The sequence below is a fragment of the Photobacterium sp. SP02 genome (assembly GCF_038519165.1).
GTDB lineage: Bacteria > Pseudomonadota > Gammaproteobacteria > Enterobacterales > Vibrionaceae > Photobacterium > Photobacterium halotolerans.
Window position 1 is genome coordinate 1 of record NZ_JASJOJ010000053.1, and the last position, 22,351, is coordinate 22,351.

General features: G+C 51.3%; 21 protein-coding genes and 1 other annotated feature. Of the genes, 9 read left to right on the forward strand and 12 right to left on the reverse strand.

Annotated elements, in window-relative coordinates; genetic code table 11:
• Nucleotides 1-295 precede the first annotated feature (295 nt).
• The 3 genes from clpB to rluD all read right to left on the reverse strand — a co-directional run bounded on the left by clpB (nt 296) and on the right by rluD (nt 4,709).
• Nucleotides 296-2,869: an ATP-dependent chaperone ClpB gene (gene clpB / locus P0Y67_RS17880; RefSeq protein WP_342392993.1), complete on the reverse strand. Its 2,574-nt coding sequence runs from the start codon at nt 2,867-2,869 to the stop codon at nt 296-298.
• 135 nt (nt 2,870-3,004) lie between these two features.
• A complete protein-coding gene (pgeF, locus tag P0Y67_RS17885; protein ID WP_342392994.1) occupies nt 3,005-3,733 on the reverse strand; it encodes a peptidoglycan editing factor PgeF in 729 nt (242 codons plus the stop codon).
• Nucleotide 3,734: 1 nt separating this feature from the next.
• Nucleotides 3,735-4,709 (reverse strand): 23S rRNA pseudouridine(1911/1915/1917) synthase RluD, encoded by a 975-nt coding sequence (gene rluD, locus P0Y67_RS17890; protein ID WP_161443993.1) that lies wholly within the window; start codon nt 4,707-4,709, stop codon nt 3,735-3,737.
• A 140-nt stretch (nt 4,710-4,849) separates the two neighbouring features.
• Between rluD and bamD the strand changes: the two genes are divergently transcribed.
• The 3 genes from bamD to pheA all read left to right on the forward strand — a co-directional run bounded on the left by bamD (nt 4,850) and on the right by pheA (nt 7,757).
• Nucleotides 4,850-5,575, forward strand: a complete 726-nt coding sequence (gene bamD / locus P0Y67_RS17895) for an outer membrane protein assembly factor BamD (RefSeq protein ID WP_027253524.1) — start codon at nt 4,850-4,852, stop codon at nt 5,573-5,575.
• Between the two features lie 362 nt (nt 5,576-5,937).
• Complete coding sequence (gene hpf, locus P0Y67_RS17900) at nt 5,938-6,297, forward strand: ribosome hibernation-promoting factor, HPF/YfiA family (RefSeq protein ID WP_342392995.1); 360 nt, start codon at nt 5,938-5,940, stop codon at nt 6,295-6,297.
• Nucleotides 6,298-6,419: 122 nt separating this feature from the next.
• Nucleotides 6,420-6,540: a sequence feature (Phe leader region), on the forward strand.
• Nucleotides 6,541-6,578: 38 nt separating this feature from the next.
• Nucleotides 6,579-7,757 carry a prephenate dehydratase gene (gene pheA / locus P0Y67_RS17905; RefSeq protein WP_342392996.1) on the forward strand — a complete coding sequence of 393 codons (1,179 nt, stop codon included), beginning with the start codon at nt 6,579-6,581 and terminating at the stop codon, nt 7,755-7,757.
• Nucleotides 7,758-7,832: 75 nt separating this feature from the next.
• Here the strand turns inward: pheA and tyrA are convergent, their stop codons facing one another.
• The gene (gene tyrA, locus P0Y67_RS17910) at nt 7,833-8,960 is read right to left on the reverse strand and encodes a bifunctional chorismate mutase/prephenate dehydrogenase (protein ID WP_161459279.1); all 1,128 of its coding nucleotides are present in this window, start codon (nt 8,958-8,960) and stop codon (nt 7,833-7,835) included.
• Nucleotides 8,961-8,975: 15 nt separating this feature from the next.
• The gene (locus P0Y67_RS17915) at nt 8,976-10,046 is read right to left on the reverse strand and encodes a 3-deoxy-7-phosphoheptulonate synthase (protein ID WP_342392997.1); all 1,071 of its coding nucleotides are present in this window, start codon (nt 10,044-10,046) and stop codon (nt 8,976-8,978) included.
• Nucleotides 10,047-10,263: 217 nt separating this feature from the next.
• Between P0Y67_RS17915 and P0Y67_RS17920 the strand changes: the two genes are divergently transcribed.
• The 4 genes from P0Y67_RS17920 to P0Y67_RS17935 all read left to right on the forward strand — a co-directional run bounded on the left by P0Y67_RS17920 (nt 10,264) and on the right by P0Y67_RS17935 (nt 14,966).
• On the forward strand, nt 10,264-11,943 hold the full coding sequence (locus tag P0Y67_RS17920) for a sensor histidine kinase (protein ID WP_342392998.1): 1,680 nt from the start codon (nt 10,264-10,266) through the stop codon (nt 11,941-11,943).
• Nucleotides 11,940-12,653 carry a two-component system response regulator BtsR gene (gene btsR / locus P0Y67_RS17925; RefSeq protein ID WP_218384206.1) on the forward strand — a complete coding sequence of 238 codons (714 nt, stop codon included), beginning with the start codon at nt 11,940-11,942 and terminating at the stop codon, nt 12,651-12,653. Before P0Y67_RS17920 ends, btsR begins: the two co-directional genes overlap by 4 nt.
• Before the next feature lie 271 nt (nt 12,654-12,924).
• Nucleotides 12,925-14,412 (forward strand): carbon starvation CstA family protein, encoded by a 1,488-nt coding sequence (locus tag P0Y67_RS17930; protein WP_027253531.1) that lies wholly within the window; start codon nt 12,925-12,927, stop codon nt 14,410-14,412.
• Nucleotides 14,413-14,543: 131 nt separating this feature from the next.
• Complete coding sequence (locus tag P0Y67_RS17935) at nt 14,544-14,966, forward strand: DUF1801 domain-containing protein (protein ID WP_342392999.1); 423 nt, start codon at nt 14,544-14,546, stop codon at nt 14,964-14,966.
• A 107-nt stretch (nt 14,967-15,073) separates the two neighbouring features.
• On the opposite strand, the gene rplS is transcribed toward P0Y67_RS17935, so the two are convergent.
• The 5 genes from rplS to ffh form a co-directional block, all read right to left on the reverse strand.
• On the reverse strand, nt 15,074-15,427 hold the full coding sequence (rplS, locus tag P0Y67_RS17940; protein WP_027253533.1) for a 50S ribosomal protein L19: 354 nt from the start codon (nt 15,425-15,427) through the stop codon (nt 15,074-15,076).
• A 32-nt stretch (nt 15,428-15,459) separates the two neighbouring features.
• A complete protein-coding gene (trmD, locus tag P0Y67_RS17945) occupies nt 15,460-16,209 on the reverse strand; it encodes a tRNA (guanosine(37)-N1)-methyltransferase TrmD (protein WP_027253534.1) in 750 nt (249 codons plus the stop codon).
• A gap of 25 nt (nt 16,210-16,234) precedes the next feature.
• Complete coding sequence (rimM, locus tag P0Y67_RS17950) at nt 16,235-16,768, reverse strand: ribosome maturation factor RimM (RefSeq protein ID WP_027253535.1); 534 nt, start codon at nt 16,766-16,768, stop codon at nt 16,235-16,237.
• A gap of 27 nt (nt 16,769-16,795) precedes the next feature.
• On the reverse strand, nt 16,796-17,047 hold the full coding sequence (gene rpsP / locus P0Y67_RS17955) for a 30S ribosomal protein S16 (protein ID WP_027253536.1): 252 nt from the start codon (nt 17,045-17,047) through the stop codon (nt 16,796-16,798).
• A gap of 170 nt (nt 17,048-17,217) precedes the next feature.
• A complete protein-coding gene (gene ffh / locus P0Y67_RS17960; RefSeq protein ID WP_027253537.1) occupies nt 17,218-18,585 on the reverse strand; it encodes a signal recognition particle protein in 1,368 nt (455 codons plus the stop codon).
• Between the two features lie 256 nt (nt 18,586-18,841).
• Between ffh and P0Y67_RS17965 the strand changes: the two genes are divergently transcribed.
• Together P0Y67_RS17965 and P0Y67_RS17970 are read left to right on the forward strand one after the other, a co-directional pair.
• On the forward strand, nt 18,842-19,636 hold the full coding sequence (locus P0Y67_RS17965) for a cytochrome C assembly family protein (RefSeq protein ID WP_027253538.1): 795 nt from the start codon (nt 18,842-18,844) through the stop codon (nt 19,634-19,636).
• A gap of 140 nt (nt 19,637-19,776) precedes the next feature.
• Complete coding sequence (locus P0Y67_RS17970; protein WP_027253539.1) at nt 19,777-21,054, forward strand: HlyC/CorC family transporter; 1,278 nt, start codon at nt 19,777-19,779, stop codon at nt 21,052-21,054.
• A 109-nt stretch (nt 21,055-21,163) separates the two neighbouring features.
• On the opposite strand, the gene luxS is transcribed toward P0Y67_RS17970, so the two are convergent.
• Entirely contained in the window at nt 21,164-21,682 is a 519-nt protein-coding gene (luxS, locus tag P0Y67_RS17975; RefSeq protein ID WP_027253540.1) for an S-ribosylhomocysteine lyase, read from the reverse strand.
• A 50-nt stretch (nt 21,683-21,732) separates the two neighbouring features.
• Nucleotides 21,733-22,347, reverse strand: coding sequence for a transglycosylase SLT domain-containing protein (locus P0Y67_RS17980; RefSeq protein ID WP_036759978.1), 615 nt, complete (start codon nt 22,345-22,347; stop codon nt 21,733-21,735).
• Nucleotides 22,348-22,351 lie beyond the last annotated feature (4 nt).

Consider the following 22,351-nt stretch of genomic DNA (forward strand, 5'->3'; position numbering starts at 1 on the left):
TTCACTGATAAATCTTTTATGACTGTATCATTGTCGAGTGCCCACACAGATTGCATGGTCAAATTGTTAAAGAGCTTTCTGACATGGCCTTGGCTGTAAGCGCCGTTCTCCGTGTCAGTGAGGCGGCATTATAGAGAGTTCGCGCACCTTGGCAAGCGTAAAATCACAAATAAATTTCAACAGGCTTCTTTTTGAACAAACATCGGATTTACGACCAAAAAACACACAAAACAGAAGCGGGAGATACAAAAAAGCCTGCAATCGAGCAGGCTTTTCTTACTTTAGTCTCACGATTTTATTGGCTGGCAGAGATATGCTCATCCTTGGCGGCCAGCACAATTGGCTTATCAACCGTTAATTTCCCGGAAAGGATATCCTGCGCCAATGGGTTTTCAATGTATTGCTGGATCGCTCGTTTCAGCGGGCGAGCACCATATACAGGATCGAAACCTGCGCTTGCAATCAAATCCAACGCAGAATCTTCTACTTTCAGTTCAAAGCCTTTTTCTTCCAGTCGATCACTCAGGCGACCAATCTGAATTCGGGCGATATCTTTGATGTGCTTATCACCCAGAGGATGGAACACAACGGTTTCATCGACACGGTTAATGAACTCAGGGCGGAAGTGATGGCCCACGACGTCCATAACCAGATGTTTGATACCGGCATAATCAAGCTCACCAAAATGCTCCTGAATACGATCAGAACCCAGATTCGATGTCATGATGATGACGCTGTTACGGAAGTCGACCGTTCTGCCCTGCCCATCAGTTAGGCGGCCATCATCCAGCACTTGCAGCAAAATGTTGAACACGTCCGGATGCGCCTTTTCTACTTCATCCAGTAAAATGACGGAATAAGGACGCCGGCGAACCGCTTCGGTCAGGTATCCGCCCTCTTCATAGCCAACATAACCCGGAGGTGCACCAACAAGCCGGGCGACGGAGTGTTTCTCCATGAACTCTGACATATCAATACGCACCATGGCGTCATCACTGTCAAACATGAAGTTGGCCAGCGCCTTGCACAGCTCTGTTTTACCGACCCCTGTCGGGCCCAGGAACAGGAATGAACCGATAGGCCGGTTGGGATCAGATAAACCTGCCCGGCTGCGACGGATAGCATTCGCCACTGAATTAACAGCTTCGTCCTGGCCTATGACCCGCTGATGCAGCGCTTCTTCCATCCGCAGCAGCTTATCGCGTTCGCCTTCCAGCATCCGGGATACCGGAATACCGGTCTGACGTGACAGCACTTCGGCAATCTCAGCATCTGTGACGCGGTTTTTCAGCAGACTCATTTCCTGCATTTCTGCCTGGGCAGCCAGATCGAGTTGTTTCTCCAGTTCGGGAATTTTGCCGTATTGCAGCTCAGACATGCGATTCAGATCCCCCGCACGCCGGGCAATCTCCATGTCGGTTCTCGCCTGTTCCAGCTCCGCTTTAATATGCTGAGTGCCAGACAGCGCTGCTTTTTCTGCTTTCCAGACTTCTTCCAGTTCAGCGTACTCGCTCTCTTTGCCTTCCAGCTCTTCACTGAGCACGGCCAGACGTTTCTGGCTGGCGTCGTCACTTTCTTTCGACAGCGCCTGTTGCTCGATTTTCAGCTGAATGATTCGGCGCTCAAGGCGATCCAGAGATTCCGGCTTGGAATCAATTTGCATACGGATACTGGAAGCCGCCTCATCGATAAGGTCAATCGCCTTGTCAGGCAACTGGCGATCAGAAATATACCGGTGCGACAGGCTAGCCGCCGCGACAATCGCCGGATCGGTAATTTCGACATGATGATGCAGCGCATAACGCTCTTTCAGGCCCCGTAAAATCGCGATGGTATCTTCAACGTTTGGCTCTTCCACCAGCACTTTCTGGAAACGGCGCTCCAGCGCGGCATCTTTTTCTATAAACTGGCGGTATTCGTCCAGTGTTGTTGCCCCGACGCAATGAAGTTCGCCACGGGCCAGCGCAGGTTTAAGCATGTTACCGGCATCCATGGCACCTTCACCTTTACCGGCACCAACCATGGTATGCAGCTCATCAATAAAGAGGATGACACTGCCCTCTTCCTGCGCCAGTTCGTTCAATACTGATTTGAGGCGCTCTTCAAACTCGCCACGGTATTTAGCACCAGCAATCAATGCGCCCATATCCAAGGACAGTACGCGCTTATTGCGCAGTCCTTCAGGTACTTCGCCATTGACAATACGCTGGGCAAGACCTTCAACAATCGCCGTTTTACCCACCCCCGGCTCACCGATAAGGACAGGATTGTTCTTTGTGCGGCGCTGCAAGACCTGAATAGTACGGCGGATTTCTTCATCGCGGCCGATCACAGGATCCAGCTTGCCTTGCTCGGCGCGCTCGGTCAGATCTATAGTGAACTTTTCCAGCGCCTGACGGTTTTCTTCGGCATTGGGATCATCAACTTTCTGACCACCGCGGATTTTCTCAATCGCCTGTTCAACTTTTTCTGCACTCAAGCCAAACTTACGCAATAGCTCGCCCAGCGGACCTTTGTCGTCCACCGCAGCCAGAATAAACAGCTCGGAAGAGATGTATTTGTCTTTGCGTTTCTGAGCCAGCTTATCGCACATGTTAAACAGCACGCCCATACCATGGGATAACTGCACATCGCCGCCGATACCGCTTACTTTGGGTAAACGATCGAGCTGTTCGGACAGACTGGAACGCAATTGGGTAATATCTACATTCAGCAGAGTCAGCAGCGGCCGCGTGGTACTGCTGTCCTGATTCATCAGTGCCATCATCAAATGCACAGGTTCGATATACTGATGGTCTCGTCCTAAAGCCAGCGACTGCGCATCAGAAATCGCTAATTGAAATTTGCTTGTAAACCGGTCAAGACGCATAAGTCCTCCACTCTAGATATGACCTTGTCATTATCTTTGTATATGGTTGCGCGCCTTGTGCTTTTCAAGCATAAAATGTGGGGATATTAGAAAGCGACTCAAGGCCGCTGTTTTGGAGGCGGTAATGGCAGAGGTTTATTTTTCCAGCCAGATTAAACTGGCCTGACGTCCGGTTACGCCATCCCGGCGATAAGAAAAGAAACGGGAAGCGTCGCTGACGGTACACTCACTGCCACCGAAAACCTGAGTCACGCCCAGACGGTGTAAACGCAATCGGGCCAGCTGATAGATATCCGCCAGCCATTTGTCACCTTGTGGCAGGAATGCAGATTCCGCCGCTGGATCATCGGCCAGAAATTGCTCCCTGACTTCCCCGCCGACCTCAAAGGCTTGCGGCCCAATGGCAGGTCCCAGCCAGGCCAGTAATTGATCCGGTGCTTGACCAAAACACGCCACCGTTTGTTCAATAATACCGTCAGCCAAACCTCGCCATCCGGCATGCACGGCTCCCACCTGAGTGCCCTGACGATCGCACAGCAATACAGGTAAGCAATCTGCTGTCATCACAGTACCGGCTAATCCCAGCTGCCGGGTAATACTGGCATCCGCATGGGGAATCTCCGTCAGCGGCTCATGCAGTTCCTGTACTATCGTGCTGTGGGTCTGCGACAACCAGGCAGGCGCATGCGCCAAACCCAGTTGTTGCTGCAGCCATTGACGATTATGCGCAACAGCTGCCGGCTCATCGCCCACATGATCCCCCAGATTGAGACCCGCATAGGGCCCCTGGCTGATACCCCCGAAACGGGTGGTACTGACGGCTTTGACATTCGCAGGCGCTGGCCAGTCTGGGGTAATCCACATATCAGTAATCGTCCTCTGGATGGTCAAGCTTGTCCTGACGCAGAGTCTCGACTAAAGCCACCATGTCTTTCGGTGTCTCAGCATGCCATTCCATCAACTCACCGGTAATTGGGTGGTCAAGCCGCAGCATACGAGCATGCAGAGCCTGGCGATCAAAAGCACGAAGCGCGAGAATCACTTCCTGAGAGGCATTGCGTGGCGGACGTGGACGACCGCCGTACAGGGTATCCCCCACCAGCGGGTGCGAAAGATACGCCATGTGAACACGGATCTGGTGGGTACGCCCTGTCTCCAGACGCAGCACCAGGCTGGTGTGTTCACGAAAGTGCTCAGCGACACGATAATGGGTGATAGCCGGTTTGCCCAACTCATGTACCGCCATTGAAGTGCGCTTGGTGGAGTGACGGCCAATCGGCTTTTCAACCACGCCACCCCCGGTCATTTTGCCCATGGCAACCGCTTCATATTCACGGGTAATTTTACGTTTTTGCAGCGCACGAACCAGTCGGGTCTGCGCCTGAATCGTTTTCGCCACCACCATCAGACCCGTCGTGTCTTTATCAAGACGGTGCACAATACCGGCTCGCGGTACTTCGGCAAGAGACGGGCAGTGATGTAACAGTGCATTGAGCACAGTACCGTCCGGCGTGCCTGCACCCGGGTGAACCACAAAATCACGTGGCTTGTTAATCACCAGCAGATGCTCATCTTCATAAACAATGTTGAGCGGAATGTCTTGCGCAATCCAGCGCTCTTCATCTTCAATCTCAGCCACAACAGTGAGTTTTTCACCGCCCATCATTTTAAGGCGGGGTTTAGTCACCACTGCGCCATTGACGCAGACGCTGCCATTGAGAATCCAGTCTTTGATCCGCGAACGGGAATAATCGGAAAACAGTTCAGCCAGAGCCTGATCAAGACGTTGACCAAGCTGGCTATCGTTTACTATGTTGCTTAACTCTATTTGCTGTGCCATAAAGAACTTTTTCAAAAAGCGTGAGACTAAAGCCTAAACGCTGCGTAAAATGACAGATATTAGTTGTCATTGTATCTGTTAACGGCGCTGACCGTAATGGATCACAGAAATAAATTATGACCAAGGAAACTGACGCCGCAATGAAACGCCTGATAATCACGACATTTCTTGCCGCCGCTATTGTGTCTGGTTGCTCCAGTACAGAGGAAGTGGTACCGGATATTCCGCCTTCTGAGCTGTACGGCAGTGCTCAGCAAGCCTTACAAAGTGGTAGCTGGGTAACAGCCATTGAACGATTAGAAGCACTGGATTCACGTTATCCGTTCGGCGCTTATTCAGAGCAGGTGCAGCTTGATCTGATTTACGCTTATTACAAGAACGATGATTTGGCCCTTGGCGAAGCAACCATAGATCGCTTTACCCGATTGAACCCGACCCATGAAAAAGCAGACTGGGTGCTCTATATGCGTGGCCTGACGCACATGGCTCAGGATCGTTCTTTCATGCACGATGTGTTTGATATTGATCGCCACGACAGGGATCCGGAACCGGCTCGCCAGGCCTTTCGTGACTTTAAGCGCCTGCTGGATCGCTACCCAGCCAGCCAGTATGCCGCAGATGCCAAAGCAAGACTGGTTTACCTGAAAAACCGTCTGGCCAATTACGAGTTAGCCGCTGCCGACTTTTATATCCGCCGTGAAGCCTGGGTGGCCGCCGTCAACCGCTGCCAGCAAATTCAGCGTCTGTATCCGGATACTGAAGCGGCACGTCAATCGCTGCCGCTGATGCAAACCGCCTATGAAAAGCTTGGCCTGGAAACACCGGCCGAACATGCTCAGCGACTGATTGATCTCAATCCAGTCTGATCCAGAGACAGATAAAACGACAAACGGCAGCCAGATGGCTGCCGTTTTTTATTCTCGCGGATGACTGCACTCAATCTAATTTCAGTGGGTCCTGACATTCATGGCGAAACGCTCTGCTTCAGGCCGAAAAACACCCCTGAGCAGCACTGGCCGCCAGTCATCAACTCATTCCATACTGCCGCATTCATCATGCCCTCGACAAGGGGTTTTTATTCATTTTCTTGTCACAAAGCAGAACAAGTCACAGAAATAAATTGGTGAATTATTTTACTTATCAAAGTTGATCCAGATCACTTTATTCACGCTTGAGAAGAGTAATCTGAAGTTAACCCACCAAGGGGTAGCAAAACAGGAGAGAGACTATGCAAGTAGAAGTCACAGGCAAAAACATTGATGTCACCCCTGCTATCCGTGAGCGCATTGAAGAAAAATTCAGTAAGTTAGAGCGCTTTCAAGTCCCGCTGATCGGCAAACATGCTGTTATCAGCCAAGAACCTAACCGGCACTTCAAGGTGGAAGCAACAGCCGGCATTCCAGGGGGGAACATTGTGGCATCCTCTGAACAGGAAAATATGTACGCCGCCATTAAAGACATGTATCAGAAACTGGAGCGACAGCTGAGCAAGCAATCACACAAATCGGAAGCCCGTCGAGCCAGTCACAGCCAGAAGCCTGTATTGACTGAAGACGAAATCGCAGAAGAAGAAGACTTCGAAGCCTGAACCCTTCCTAACAAGCCCTGCCGCATGGCGGGGCTTTTTATTCTTGACAAGATCACCGACTCGCCATAGGGTGATTCCTAGACAATATTTAGCCAGCATATTCACGAGACTGACTGACACATGATTCAATACGCACTGTTTTTCTTTCACTTCTTTTTTCGCTCACCTTAAGTGGGGGCTATCGTTACGCAAGAAAGCAGCGAAAGACGAACAGCAAGCCTCCCAATCGGGGGGCTTTTTTGTAAGCATAACTATAAAATACGCACAGACAGGGAACCAGAATGACCAAAAGCTATCACTCACTGGACGAGATCCGAACCCATGTCACTCGGATAGACAATGAAATTCTGGCGCTACTGGCAGAACGGCGTCAGCTGAGCCTGGAAGTCGCCAAAAGCAAAATCAAAACCACCAAACCTGTCCGGGATCAGGAAAGAGAGCAAGCACTGTTACTGAGACTGATTGATCAAGGCAAGCAACACCAACTGGATGCCAACTATGTCACTCAGATCTTTCATACCATTATTGAAGACTCTGTGCTTTTCCAGCAGGCTTATCTGCAAAAGCTGACCAACCCCGACAGCCTTCAGCCTGTGGTTCGCGTGTCTTTTCTGGGCGCCAAAGGATCGTATTCCAACCTGGCCAGCCGTCAGTACTTCAGCCGGAAGCAAACCAAACTGGTTGAGATGAGCTGTTCCAATTTCCGTGATGTGGTCAATGTGGTAGAAACCGGTCAGGCTGACTACGGCGTCCTGCCGATTGAAAACACCAGCTCAGGTTCGATTAACGAAGTGTACGATTTGCTGCAGCACACCAGTCTGTCGATTGTGGGCGAAATTACCCAGCCGATTGAACACTGCCTGCTGACAGCCGTTCCGACCTCGCTGGATCAAATTGATACCCTGTATTCCCATCCGCAACCCCACCAGCAATGCAGTGAGTACCTTCGCACTATGGGCGACATCAGGCAGGAATATACTTCCAGCACTGCCGATGCCATGCAGCAGGTCGCTGAACTTAAACAGCCGAATGTCGCCGCCATTGGCAATGCGTCCAGCGGTGAGCTGTATGGCTTAACCCCGCTGAAAACCGGTATTGCCAACCAGCAGGAAAACTTTACCCGCTTTATTGTCGTTGCCCGGAAAGCTGTCGATGTCACGCCGCTGATCCCGGCCAAAACCACACTCATCATGTCAACCGGCCAGAAACCCGGCTCACTGGTTGAATGCCTGCTGGTGCTGCGCAATCTCAACATCAATATGGCGAAACTGGAGTCACGGCCTGTGATCGGCAATCCATGGGAAGAAATGTTCTATGTCGATGTTGAAACGAATTTGAAGTCCGAGGCCATGCAGCAGGCTCTCGAAGAACTGACCCGACTGACACGATTTATCAAGGTGTTAGGCTGTTACCCCAGTGAAAACGTCAAACCGACCGAAGTCGATTATCTGGAAGAATAAACGCAGCAAGGCCAGCAAAAGCTGGCCTTCTTTTTATGTTAACAACAACGAATATGTGGACAGAAACGAAGCGAATTAACCTCTGTGGGTCGCATCGTTCGCCTGTCGTAGCAACGACTGGCTTTCTTTCAAAAAGCGTCCGGCGTAATCACCAAACCAGCTTTCCACCTGATCAAATGCCTGCTTAAACGCGGCTTTATCTTTGTTTTCCAGAATGGCGATGGCATCACCAAAGCGCTGGTGAAAACGCTTAATCATGGCCAGATTTTGCGGCGAAGACATGATGATATCTGCATAAAGCTGCCCGTCCTGTGCAAACAGCCGTCCGACCATCGCCAGTTCCAGACGGTAAATCGGTGAGCTGAGAGACAACAGCTGATCTAAGCGCGGATCTTCTTCGGCCAGGTGAACACCATACACAAACGATGTGAAATGCCGCAGTGCCTGAATCAGGGTCATCCCCTGATCATGCTCGATGGCACTGATCCGGTTCAGGCTCGCGCCCCAGATCTGGATCTGCTCCAGCAGCCACTGGTAGCTTTCCGGGTTACGACCGTCGCAGTAAACCACCACTTGTTTCGCCAGGCTGCTGATATCCGGTCCGAACATGGGGTGCAGCCCCACCACAGGTCCCTGATGCGCTTCCAGCATTGCCTGCACCGGTCCGCTCTTAATCGAAGTCAGATCAGCCAGAATGCAATCATCCGGCAATTTAGGCAGGCGGCGGATCACTTGTTCGGTCAGATGAATCGGTACGGTCACCACAACCATCCCGGCATCTTTGAGCAATTCATCCGCTTTGTCCCAATCCTGACTACCCAAGGTACGTACCTGATAGCCCGACAGCTCAAACAGACGACAGAACAGACGGCCCAACTGACCATGACCACCAACGACAACGATCGGGCGCAATTCAGGTTTCAGGCATTTAAAACCTGAATCATTTTCACTGGCATAAGATTCACGCATGGTGCGGCGCAGAATATCTTCGATCAGATCCGGCGGCACGCCCTGATCAGCGGCTTCCTGTCGCCGTGATGCCAGCATGGCGGCTTCACGATCCGGGGCATAAATCGGCAGACCGTGCTGGCTTTTGACATGGCCGACTTCTTCGACCAAAGCCAGACGGCGCGCCAATAGCGCGACCATCTGCTTATCGACTTCATCAATTTGATCTCGTAGTGTGCTCAGTTCCGCAACCATTCGTCTCTTATTCCATTATTTAATACGTTGTTGTAGGAAAGGGGTTAATTCCTGACGAGCGCGACGCAGCAGGCTTTCGGTATCTTCCCAGTTAATACAGGCATCTGTGATAGAGACGCCGTACGCCATTTCGCTGCGATCCAAATCAGCACTCTGATTGCCGCCGTTAAGATGGCTTTCCAGCATCAGGCCAATGACGGAATGATTCCCTTCCCGGATCTGATGAATCACATCTTCGGCAACCAGTGGCTGACGACGGTAATCCTTGCGAGAGTTGGCATGGGAACAGTCTACCATTAAGGCCGGGGTGAGACCCGCCGACTTCATCTCAGTTTCGCATTCGGAAACCGACACTGAATCATAGTTGGTCTGCTTGCCGCCACGAAGAATGACATGGCCATCCGGGTTGCCCTGCGTGTTCAGCAAAGCCACCTGGCCTTCACGGTTAATCCCCATGAAACGGTGGCCGGAAGCGGCCGCCTGCATGGCATTGATCGCCGTCCCCAGGCTGCCATCGGTGCCATTTTTGAACCCAACCGGCATAGAAAGACCGCTCGCCATTTCACGGTGGGTCTGCGACTCAGTGGTGCGCGCACCAATGGCTGCCCAGCTGAACAAATCGCCGATGTATTGCGGGCTGATAGGATCCAGCGCTTCTGTTGCCAGAGGAATACCCATTTCCACCAGATCGATCAGCAGTTGGCGCGCTATGTGTAACCCTTCTTCAATCTCGAAAGTGCCATCCAGATGCGGGTCGTTAATCAAGCCCTTCCAGCCGACAGTCGTCCGCGGTTTTTCAAAGTACACACGCATAACAAGGTACAGCTGATCGTCAACTTCAGCAGCCAGTTCTTTAAATCGGCGGGCATAATCTTTTGCCGCTTCGACGTCATGAATAGAACAAGGGCCGCAGACCACCAGTAAACGGTGATCCCGCTTATGGATAATGTCGGCAACGGTTTTACGCGATTGTTCGATGAAAGACAGCGCTGATTCACTGACAGGCAATTTATCTTTTAACTGTTGCGGCGTAATAAGGACTTGTTCATCCTGAATATGGACATTATTCAACACATCTTTCTGCATAGGGCCATCCTGATTTTGCTATACCTGGGCGTAAAGTTTTAGTTACAACAGGATTCCCCCTGTCAATACAAAGACAATAACAACTGGTATTTCACGGGGCAATAGCCTGTAAAGAAAAAATACCATTCGTAAATAAAAATTTACACTTACGTATATTATTGCCTTTCATGCAAAGACAGCTACCATAAACATCCATTTAGCTTATTCCGATACCGCCATGGAACTCATCCTGTCTCTGCTGCAACAGCTCAGTGTTTATCTGGTTTTAGCTTACCTGTTAAGCAAGACACCGCTGTTTATGCCTATTACTACGGTATCTGGCCGTTTATCACAACGTTTTGCCTGCTATGTGCTGTTTTCTCTTTTCTGTATTTTAGGCACTTATTTTGGTCTGCACATAGAAGATGCCATTGCCAATACCCGGGCAATCGGCGCTGTCATGGGAGGATTGCTGGGCGGCCCGGTGGTCGGCTTTGCCGTGGGTCTGACCGGCGGTATGCACCGCTACAGCATGGGCGGATTTACTGATGTCGCCTGTGCCATCTCCACCACGGTTGAAGGTCTGATCGGCGGCATCATGCACAGTTATTTTGTCCGCCGCAGTAACTTTGATGCGATTTTCCGGCCGCTGACAGTGTTCGCCATTACCCTGGTTGCGGAGATCCTGCAGATGCTGATCATCCTGGCGGTGGCCGAGCCTTTTGATAAAGCCTACAGCCTGGTCAGCGCCATTGCCCTGCCTATGGTCATCGCCAACTCAGTGGGCGCCGCCCTGTTCATGAGCATTATCCGCGATAAAAAAACCATCTATGAAAAATACTCCGCCGCGTTTTCCAGCCGGGCACTGAAAATAGCCCAGCGATCTGTGGGCATACTCAGCCAGGGGTTTAATCAGGAAAACTCCAAACAGATCGCCCGTATCGTTTACGAAGAAACCGGGGTCGGTGCGGTTTCTATTACAGACAGAGACAAGATTCTTGCCTTCATTGGTATTGGTGATGATCACCATTTGCCGGGCACCCCGATTTCATCCAAGCATACTAAGCAGGCCATAGATAACTGCGAGCTGGTCTATGCCGACGGTTATGAAGTGCCCTACTGCTGCTCGCTCTACGACAAGTGCAAACTAGGCTCTGCGCTGGTGATCCCCCTGATTGGCGGCAACCATGAGGTGATAGGCACCATTAAACTCTATGAGCCCAAGCATAAGCTGTTTTCCACCATTAACCTGACGCTGGGAGAAGGGATCGCCAAACTCTTGTCGAACCAGATCCTGACCGGCCGCTATAACCGCCAGCAAACCCTGCTGACTCAGGCAGAGCTGCGCCTGTTGCAGGCACAGGTGAATCCGCACTTTCTGTTCAATGCGCTGAACACTATCAATGCGGTTATCCGCCGTGATCCTGATAAAGCCAGGCAGCTGATTCAGCATTTGTCACAGTTTTTCCGTCGCAATCTGAAGCAGAATATAGAAACTGTCACCCTGGAAGAAGAATTACAGCACGTGAATGCCTATCTGGAAATTGAACGTGCCCGGTTTGCCGACCGGCTGCAGGTTGAAGTCAACATTGATGATGCATTATTGAATATCACGATTCCGACCTTTACGCTGCAGCCATTGGTGGAAAATGCCATCAAGCATGGTACGTCTAATTTGCTGGCAAGCGGTAAACTGACGATTAACGCGTGTCAGAATGATGAGCGTATTGTGTTAGAAGTCCGCGATAATGCAGGCTTGTATCAGCCCGTGGGCGAAGAGAGCGGTCTGGGCATGAAAATTGTCGATAAACGACTGAAAAACCGCTATGGCAAAGAATACGGTCTGCAAATGAGCTGGGAAGCCAATCAATGGACACTGGCCACCATTACGCTGCCAAAGGAGAACGGACAACCATGATCAAGGCGCTTGTCATAGACGATGAACCCTATGCCCGCGAGGAGCTGATTGAGCTGCTGCACGACAGCGGCGACATTGAAATCATAGGCAGCGGTGCCAACGCCATTGAAGGTTTGAAGATGATTAATCTGCTCAAGCCCGAAGTGGTGTTTCTGGATATCCAGATGCCGCAAATCACAGGGATCGAACTGCTGAGCATGCTGGATCCGGACACCATGCCCAAAATTGTTTTTGTGACGGCGTATGACGACTACGCCATCAAAGCGTTTGAAGATAATGCCTTTGATTACCTGTTAAAACCGGTTGAACCCGCAAGACTCGACAAAACCCTGGCCAAGCTGAAGCGCGAGCTGCGCCAGCCTGATTACACCCCTTTGATCAGCGAAATGCTCGAGCTTATTCCGTGCAGTGGCCATAACCGCATCTTGCTGCTCAGCCCGGCAGATATCGAACTGGCGCATTCTGATTTATCGGGGGTGCACATAGTCACCAAAGACACTAAGGCAACCACACAGCTGACCCTCAAAGTGCTGGAAGAAAAAACCCCGCTCATCCGCTGCCATCGCCAGTATCTGGTCCACCCGCAGGCGATTCGTGAGATCAAACTGCTGGATAACGGACTGGCAGAAATCACAACCCAGCACGGCCAGCAGGTCCCGGTCAGCCGGCGTTACCTGAAAGAAATCAAAGATCGCTACGGGCTGAGCTGACCACTGTTCAGGGGCAGATGTCCTCCGCTCTGCCTGTTCCTCGTTTTATCCGCCCAACGGCGCCCACTTTAGCCGCCTGACCACTCAGGGGCAGAGACAACCGCTCAGTCCCAGTTGGCGCCGCTCAACCTCTTTATCGACCGCTCAATAACGTCATACCGCCACTCAGTCTTTTAGGCCGTGTGTCTTTGCTGCAACCGGTTAAGATGCAAGCCTTGATAAAAGATTAAATAACCCTACTACCTACCTACACTGAGAGAGAGGCACAGATATGGCCTGGTTTCTGATTTGCGTGGCTGCTTTGATTGGCGGTTACTTTATTTACGGTACCTTTATTGAAAAACTTTTCGGCATTAACGAAAAGCGCCAGACACCCGCCTACACCATGCAGGACGGCGTTGACTATGTGCCGATGTCCAAGAAAAAAGTGTACCTGGTACAGCTGCTGAACATTGCCGGTGTTGGTCCTATTTTTGGTCCAATCATGGGCGCACTTTACGGTCCAGCGGCCATGCTGTGGATTGTCCTGGGCTGTATCTTTGCCGGTGCCGTACACGACTATTTTTCAGGTATGCTGTCAGTACGTAACGGCGGCGCCTCAGTACCGACGCTGTCCGGTCGTTACCTGGGCAATGGCGCCAAACATTTTATGAATATCTTTGCCATTGTGCTGCTACTGCTGGTCGGCGTGGTCTTTGTTTCTGCCCCGGCAGGCATGATCACCAACCTGGTCAACGAGCAAACCGACATGACGGTCTCTATGGGATCCATGGTCGCTATCATCTTTGCTTACTACATCATCGCCACCATAGTACCGGTTGATAAGATCATCGGCCGCTTCTACCCGCTGTTCGGCTTCCTGCTGATCTTCATGTCGGTCGGCCTGATCACTGCTATTGCCGTTTCCAGCGAATACACCCTGCTGGGCGACTATGAAGTCAGCCAGATGTTCACCAACATGAACCCGAATGACCTGCCATTGTGGCCTGCCCTGTTTATCACCATTGCCTGTGGTGCTATCTCAGGCTTCCACGCGACTCAGTCGCCACTGATGGCGCGTTGCATGGAAAATGAGAAAAACGGCCGCTTCGTTTTCTACGGTGCCATGATAGGTGAAGGCGTGATTGCCCTGATCTGGTGTGCACTGGCACTGTCTTTCTTCGGCTCGGTGGAAAACCTGTCAGATGCCGTGGCCAACGGTGGCCCGGGCAACGTGGTTTACAGCGCATCCTTTGGCTTGCTGGGCGTTGTCGGCGGCGTGGTCGCCTTCCTGGGTGTCGTGATTCTGCCAATTACCTCCGGTGATACCGCGTTCCGCTCAAGCCGCCTGATTCTGGCTGAATACTTCAACATGGAGCAAAAGAGTCTGCGTAACCGCCTGCTGATGGCCGTTCCTCTGTTTGTTATCGGTGGCATTCTGACTCAGGTCGACTTCGGGATTATCTGGCGTTACTTCGGATTTGCTAACCAGACCACAGCTGTCATGATGCTGTGGACGGCTTCCGCTTACCTGCTGCGCCACAACAAGCTGCATTGGGTAACCACAGTACCGGCTATTTTCATGACCACAGTCGTGATCACCTTTATTCTGAACAACAGCACACTGGGCTTCGGTCTGCCTATGATGATCTCGACTGTCATCGGTCTGATTGCGACACTTGGCATCACTGTGTATGTCATAGTGAAGTCAAAAGGTAAGGGCGAAATCGATCTGGATGAAGAAGAGAATGAAAGCAAAGGCAAGCTGGAAACGGCTTAATCTTGTGCTTCTGTGAAAACCAGCCTCCGGGCTGGTTTTTTTATCCCCCTCTCCCGGCTCCCGCTTTTTTCTTTAGCTCCCTTACTCTGCCTGTATATACTCGACACACAACCCGGTTCTGGAGTTATACAGTGAGTACCCTCAAAACCCGCCCCACCCAAGCCAGTGTCACCGCCTTTATCGCAGAACTCAGTGACAGCCAGCAACAGGAAGACAGCCGTCAGCTCCTGACACTCTTGAGCGGGCTGAGCGGTAAGGACGCGGTGCTGTGGGGAGACAACCTGATTGGCTTTGGTACCTACTTTTACAGCAACACCGCCGGCAAGCACTTCAGCTGGCCGATGATCGCCTTCTCACCCCGTAAAGGTAAACTAACGCTGTATTTCATGCTGGGCTTTGCCGCTCATCAGGATCAGCTCAGGCAACTAGGGCAACATAAGCTGGGAAAATCCTGCCTGTATATCAAACGCCTGGACGATATCGACCTGACAGTGCTGAGAGCGATGCTGAGCCAGCATATTGAGATGATGAAGCAGAAGTACCAGTGTGAGTAAGACGGCATGTCGGTATGCAGCCGCCCGGCGGTGGCAGGTTTGCGCGTAATAAAAAAAGGCCCGCCAAATTGGCGGGCCTCTCAATACGCGTCTTTCGTGTCGCGTTCTTATTTTCTGGTCAGCTTCTCTTTGATACGAGCCGCTTTACCTGAACGCTCACGCAGGTAGTACAACTTGGCACGACGTACTGCACCGCGACGCTTAACAGTAATGCTGTCTACGATTGGAGAGTGAGCCTGGAATGCACGCTCAACACCTTCACCGTTAGAAATCTTACGAACGGTGAAAGCTGAGTGCAGACCACGGTTACGCTTGGCGATAACAACACCTTCGAACGCCTGCAGACGCTCACGGTCACCCTCTTTTACCTTAACCTGAACAACAACAGTGTCACCTGGTGCGAAGTCAGGCAGGTCATTTTTCATTTGCTCTTGCTCAAGAGCTTTGATGATATTACTCATTGGTATATACCCTAGAATAAACTGATACTAAATTAACTCATGGCTTGCCGGTGTTCGCGAATAAACTCCGCTAGCAAGCTCTCCTGATCGTCAGTCAGAGCTAGGTTTTCCAGGAGCTCTGGTCTTCTTAGCCAGGTACGGCCCAGCGATTGTTTCAATCGCCAGCGGCTAATGTCCTTGTGGTTACCAGACAAGAGTACCGGAGGTACGGCTTGTCCATCTAACACTTCAGGACGCGTGTAATGCGGGCAATCCAGCAAGCCATTGGCAAAAGAATCTTCTTCTGCCGACGCAAAGTCGCCCAGAACGCCCGGTACAAACCGCACGACTGCATCGACTAAGGTCATGGCTGGCAGCTCACCCCCTGTCAGCACAAAATCCCCGATAGACCATTCTTCGTCTACCTCTTGTTGGATAATGCGCTCATCTACCCCTTCATACCGGCCACAGATCAGAATCAGATTCTCGTTCTGCGCCAGTTCCTCAACACCCGTCTGATCGAGCTTACGGCCCTGAGGAGAGAGGTAAATCACTTTCGCCTGGCCTTGGGCAGACGTTTTGGCAGCATGAATGGCATCGCGCAAAGGCTGCACCATCATCAGCATACCTGGTCCGCCACCATAAGGTCGGTCATCGACCGTACGGTGCTTATCGTGAGTAAAGTCGCGGGGATTCCACGTCTCTACCGTCACTAGGCCTTTTTTTACCGCCTGACCTGTTACCCCAAACTCAGTAATAGCCCGGAACATTTCAGGGAATAGGCTAATTATTCCTACCCGCATGGTTCTTTACGCTCTTACTGATGGGTTAAAATCCAGGATCCCAGTCAACTTCGATCCGTTGAGCAGTGCGATCAATCGACTTGATGACCTGCTCATCGAGGAACGGAATTAAGCGTTCCTTCTGTCCAAAAGCATCTTTAAGGTTGGCTTTAACCACTAAGACGTCATTAGAACCGGTTTCCAGGATGTCTGTCACTTTACCCAGGTCGTAACCTTGGGTTGTCACAACAGCCATGCCCATCAGTTCGCGCCAGTAGAATTCTTCATCTGACAGCGCCGGTAATTGTTCAGCAGGTACGTTGATCTCCGCGTTAGTCATGACCTGAGCATCCTCTCGGATATCCAGACCCTGCAACTTGGCAACTAACCCCTGACCATGACGTTTCCATGCTTCCACATGGAAGGTCTGCCATTCACCTTTCATCTTAATCAGCCATGGCTGATAAGCGAAAATGCTCTCGGCTTGTTCTGTGTAGGAAAAAACTTTGAGCCACCCTTTGATACCGTAAGTGGCACCGATTTTACCGACAACAACTTGGTCTTGGTTGTGTGAACTCATTGCTTCTCTGCTACCCATTAACCAATCTTAAGCAGCTGCTTTAGCAGCGTCTTTGATCAGTTTAGCTGCGCGGTCAGATACAGTTGCACCTTGACCAACCCAGTGATTTACACGGTCCAGGTCCAGACGCAGACGCTCTTCCTGACCAGTAGCTAGTGGGTTAAAGAAACCTACACGCTCGATGTTACGACCGTCGCGCGCAGCGCGGCTGTCAGCAACAACGATGTGATAAAATGGACGCTTTTTCGCGCCGTGACGTGCCAAACGAATGGTTACCATATCGTCCTCTTTGCATTACTGTAAATAAAAGTGGCCCCGCCATAAAAACGGGGCCCGTGCCAAATAAAGCCTCGGAATTTTACTCTTTCAACCCGCGAATGCAACTGCTTTAGCTACTTTTTCACCAGTAAAATCACCAGCTGAGACCAAAAAACAAGCAATTGAAGCAATTAGCGCCCAGGGAACATGCCGCCGCCCGGCATCATGCCTTTCATATTGCGCATCATGTTCTTCATGCCGCCCTTCTGCATTTTCTTCATCATCTTCTGCATTTGGGTAAATTGCTTGAGCAAACGGTTGACATCCTGTACCTGAGTACCGGAACCGGCAGCAATACGTTTCTTGCGCGAACCTTTAATCAACTCCGGGCGCTCACGCTCTTTCGAGGTCATGGAGTTAATGATAGCTTCCATCTGGACAAAGATTTTATCATCGACCTGGTCTTTGATATTGCCGGGCAACTGGGACATACCGGGCAGCTTATCCATCATGCCCATCATACCGCCCATGTTCTTCATCTGCTGAAGCTGTCCACGGAAGTCTTCTAAATCAAAGCCTTTCTTCTCTTTGAATTTCTTCGCGAGCTGCTCGGCTTTTTCCTTATCAACGTTGCGTTCCAGATCTTCAATCAGCGACAGGACATCGCCCATCCCCAGAATACGGGACGCCACACGATCAGGGTGGAAAGGCTCCAGCGCATCTGTCTTCTCACCGACACCCAGGAACTTGATGGGCTTACCTGTGATATGACGCACCGACAGCGCAGCACCACCACGGGCATCACCGTCGACCTTGGTCAGAATCACACCGGTCAGCGGTAACGCCTCGTTAAAGGCTTTGGCGGTATTGGCCGCATCCTGGCCCGTCATGGCATCGACCACAAACAGGGTTTCTACCGGATTCGCAATTTTATGAACGGCCTTGATTTCGTCCATCATGGCTTCATCGACGTGCAGACGGCCTGCAGTATCGACAATTACCACATCATAAAATTTGCGCTTACCGTGCTCGATAGCCGCCTGGGCAATTGCCACAGGTTTTTGATCCGGGCTGGACGGAAAGAAATCAATACCGATATCAGACGCCAGGGTCTCCAGCTGCTTGATAGCGGCAGGACGGTATACGTCGGCGGAAACAACCAGTACCTTCTTTTTATTACGCTCTTTGAGCAGTTTACCCAGCTTACCCACACTGGTGGTTTTACCGGCACCCTGCAAACCCGCCATCAGGATGACCGCAGGTGGCTGGCTGGCTAAATCCAGCGCTTCGTTGGTGTCGCCCATGACGGCTTCTAATTCCGCCTGAACGATTTTGATAAATTCCTGGCCTGGCGTCAGGCTCTTAGAGACTTCAGTTCCGACAGCGCGTTCTTTCACCCGCTTGACGAAATCACGGACAACCGGCAGCGCGACATCCGCCTCAAGCAATGCCATGCGCACTTCACGCAGGGTATCTTTAATATTGTCTTCAGTCAGACGGCCACGGCCGCTGATATTTTTCAGCGTTGACGACAAACGCTCGGTTAAATTGTCAAACATGTGTGACTCGCTCGTTACGCACTCATTTCGTGCCAGTATACCGCAATCAGTGACCCGGTTTCATGCCATACGTGCAGCCTGTGACAGAATTCTTGTCATTTCTGCCGCGCAACACCAACAGAGATTCCTGCTGAAATCGCTGAAACAGACCGCAAAGTGCGCTCTGTCCCACACGATTGTGCCCTTTGTATCATTGTCGTGCTATCCGTTCACAAGGTATACTCACCAGTTCGAGTTCACGATCTTTACAGGTGTTATGGACATATTGATTGCCTTCACTGCTGCTGGTTTCTATCTGCTTGCACTGGCATTTATCGTGCCTGGGCTCAGCCATAATAATGGCATAAAAGCCCGGCCAGTGCTGATCAGTGCCACAGTGGCGATCATCTTGCATGTGGTGTTTCTGAAAGATCTGATTCTGGGGGGCGTCGGCCAGAACCTGAGTATTTTAAATGTTGCCTCGCTCATCAGTCTGATTATCGCCGTCATCACTACTCTGGCCATGGTCAAAATGCGGATATGGTTTCTGCTGCCTGTCATTTACAGCTTCGCCGCAATTAACCTTGCCGCGGCGGCTGTGTTACCCGGTGGCTTTATTACGCACCTGGAGGCGCATCCTCAAATCCTGTTACACATTTCTCTGGCGCTATTTGCCTACTCGACCCTGATGATCGCTACACTGTACGCGATTCAGCTGGCGTGGCTGGACTATAAGCTCAAACACAAAAAGCTGGCATTTAACCCTAATCTGCCGCCCTTAATGCTGGTTGAGCGGCAGTTGTTTAAAATCATTCTGGTCGGTCACATACTGCTGACGGTCACGCTGATCACTGGCTTTATTTTTCTGCAGGATATGTTTGCCCAGGGCAAAACACACAAAGCGGTACTCTCCATTCTGGCCTGGGGGGTCTACAGCGTTCTGCTCTGGGGCCATTACCGGATGGGCTGGCGGGGTAAAAAAGTCGTCTGGTTCAGCCTGATTGGCGCGTTTCTGCTGACTCTGGCCTACTTCGGCAGCCGTTTTGTCAAAGAAATCATCATTGGCAGCTAATGACAATTTAATAAACACTATCCATGCTTAAGCATGATTAATCCTGACTGGGCCGTCAGCGCCTTAACGACCCGGCCTTGACACCTTTACTCATATTCAGTACAGAGTACACATCCACAGCGATACAAGGAACTGACTTTTTGGACGATATATCCACGGGAGCTTTATTCTCCCTTCTGGTATTACTACTCCTGATCTCCGGATACTTCTCCGGCTCTGAAACCGGCATGATGTCGATAAACCGCTACAAACTGCGCCACCTGGCAAGCCAGGGCCACCGTGGGGCTAAGCGGGTTGAAAAACTGCTCGACCGACCTGATCGCCTGATCGGCCTGATTCTGATCGGTAACAACCTGGTGAACATTCTTGCCTCTGCCATCGCGACGATTTTAGGTATGCGCCTGTACGGCGATCTGGGTGTGGCTATCGCCACCGGCGCGCTGACCATGGCCGTACTGGTGTTTGCTGAAGTCACGCCGAAAACCCTGGCTGCGCTGTACCCTGAAAAAGTGGCTTATTCCAGCAGTATCCTGTTACGGATACTGATGAAACTGCTGTATCCGCTGGTCTGGTTTGTTAACGGCATCACCAACAGTTTCCTGCGGCTGCTCGGCATGCGTGTCGATAATATGAACGATGCCACCCTGAGTTCGGAAGAATTGCGCACTGTGGTCAATGAAGCGGGCAGCCTGATCCCCCGCCGCCACCAGGACATGCTGTTGTCGATTCTGGATCTGGAAAACGTCACAGTGGAAGATTTGATGGTGCCGCGTAATGAAATTGTCGGCATCAATATCAATGACGACTGGAAATCCATTGTCCGCCAGCTCAGCCATGCCGCTCACGGCCGTATCGTCCTGTATCGGGACAACATAGATGAAGTCGTTGGTATGCTGCGCGTCAGAGAAGCTTACCGCCTGATGATGGATAAGAACGATTTCAGCAAAGAAAATCTGCTGCGAGCTGCAGACAAAGTGTATTTCATTCCGGAAGGCACGCCGCTCAATATTCAGCTGTTGAAGTTCCAGCGCCGCAAAGAACGCATCGGCCTGATTGTTGATGAGTACGGCGATATTCAGGGTCTGATCACCCTGGAAGACATTCTGGAAGAGATAGTGGGAGAATTCACCACCTCCATCTCTCCGACCTTAGCCGAAGAGATCACCCCGCAAAGTGACGGCAGTTTACTGATTGAAGGCACCGCCAATATCCGTGAACTGAACAAGAGCCTGAACTGGGATTTGCCGACAGACGGCCCCAGAACCCTGAACGGCCTGATTCTGGAGCATCTGGAAGATATCCCAGACAGCATCCTCAGCGTGTCAGTGGCCGGTTATCAGATGGAGATAGTGGAAATCTCCGATAACATGATCAAACTGGTCAAAATCCTGCCGGCCCAGCTGCAAAAAACCGGTTAACCCTGGGTCCTAAATCAGCGCCGCCACAGGCGGTGGTTTGGAGATGACAATAAAAAAACCACCGCTACAAGCGGTGGTTTTTTTATATCGATGCAAAGTCAGTCAAGACTTACTTTACTTTCAATTCCTGCAACATACTGTCTGGCAGAGCTAACTCGTCGTTTTTATTCACATCAATGCCGCGATCCAGAATATCCTGCGCGATCTGTTTGGCTTCGTCCAGTGAGTGCATGCTGTATGTACCGCACTGGTATTCATTCAGTTCAGGAATTTGCGCCTGAGAAGCCACTTTCAGCACATCTGCCATCGCGGCACGCCAGCTGTCTGCCACTTGCTGTTCGTCAGGCTCACCGATCAAGCTCATGTAAAAACCGGTACGGCACCCCATTGGCGACAGGTCGATGATTTCCACTGTCCCTGAGTTCAGGTGGGCCCGCATGAAACCGGCAAACAAATGCTCAAGGGTGTGAATACCGCGCTCGGAGAGGATTTCCTGATTGGGGCGACAGAAACGCAGATCGAACACAGTAATAGTATCGCCCTTGGGCGTCTGCATTGTTTTGGCAACACGCACAGCCGGTGCATGCATCTTGGTGTGGTCGACGGTAAAACTATCTAATAATGGCATGGTGTCCTTCTCCTTTGCCTGTCGTGTCGTAGCCTGGCAGTCCCTTCCGCTCAGAACGGCCACCAGCTGCGGTTATCTTCCAATTCCTGCCGGCATTGTTTCAATTGCCAGCCATAAGATTTCGCCTGCTGATCCACTTTACGGGACACTTGCAGCAGAGTTGGCTTATGGCGATAAGTCCCGCGGCTATAGCCACCTCGTCCTTCATGATAGGCCAAATACTGGTTATAAGCATCCCACTTGGATATCCCCAGCTGTCGCTGTGTTTCATCGGTATACCAGCCGATAAACATCAGCGCATCATCAAAACTGGTACGCGAACTCCAGCTGCCGGTCGCCCGCTGGTAATCTTCCCAGGCAGGATCTTGTGCCTGGGCATAGCCATAGGCGCTGCTGCTGCGGAACCAGGGTATCACGCCCCACACATAGGGACGGGGAGGACGGGCATCATGGCGGAAAGCACTTTCCTGGCGCACAAAGGCCATAGCAACCTGAATGGGTGTCCCCCAGCGCTTTTCCATGTCGACCGCGTCCTGATACCAGTCGGGGTTCTCACGGAAAATGTCACATACGTTTGATTGATTTTGGGGCGGAGGTGTTGCGCAACCGGTTGTTATTAAAACCAACAATATCAGCGCCGACCCTTTTGCTGTTGCCAGAAGCATTTTT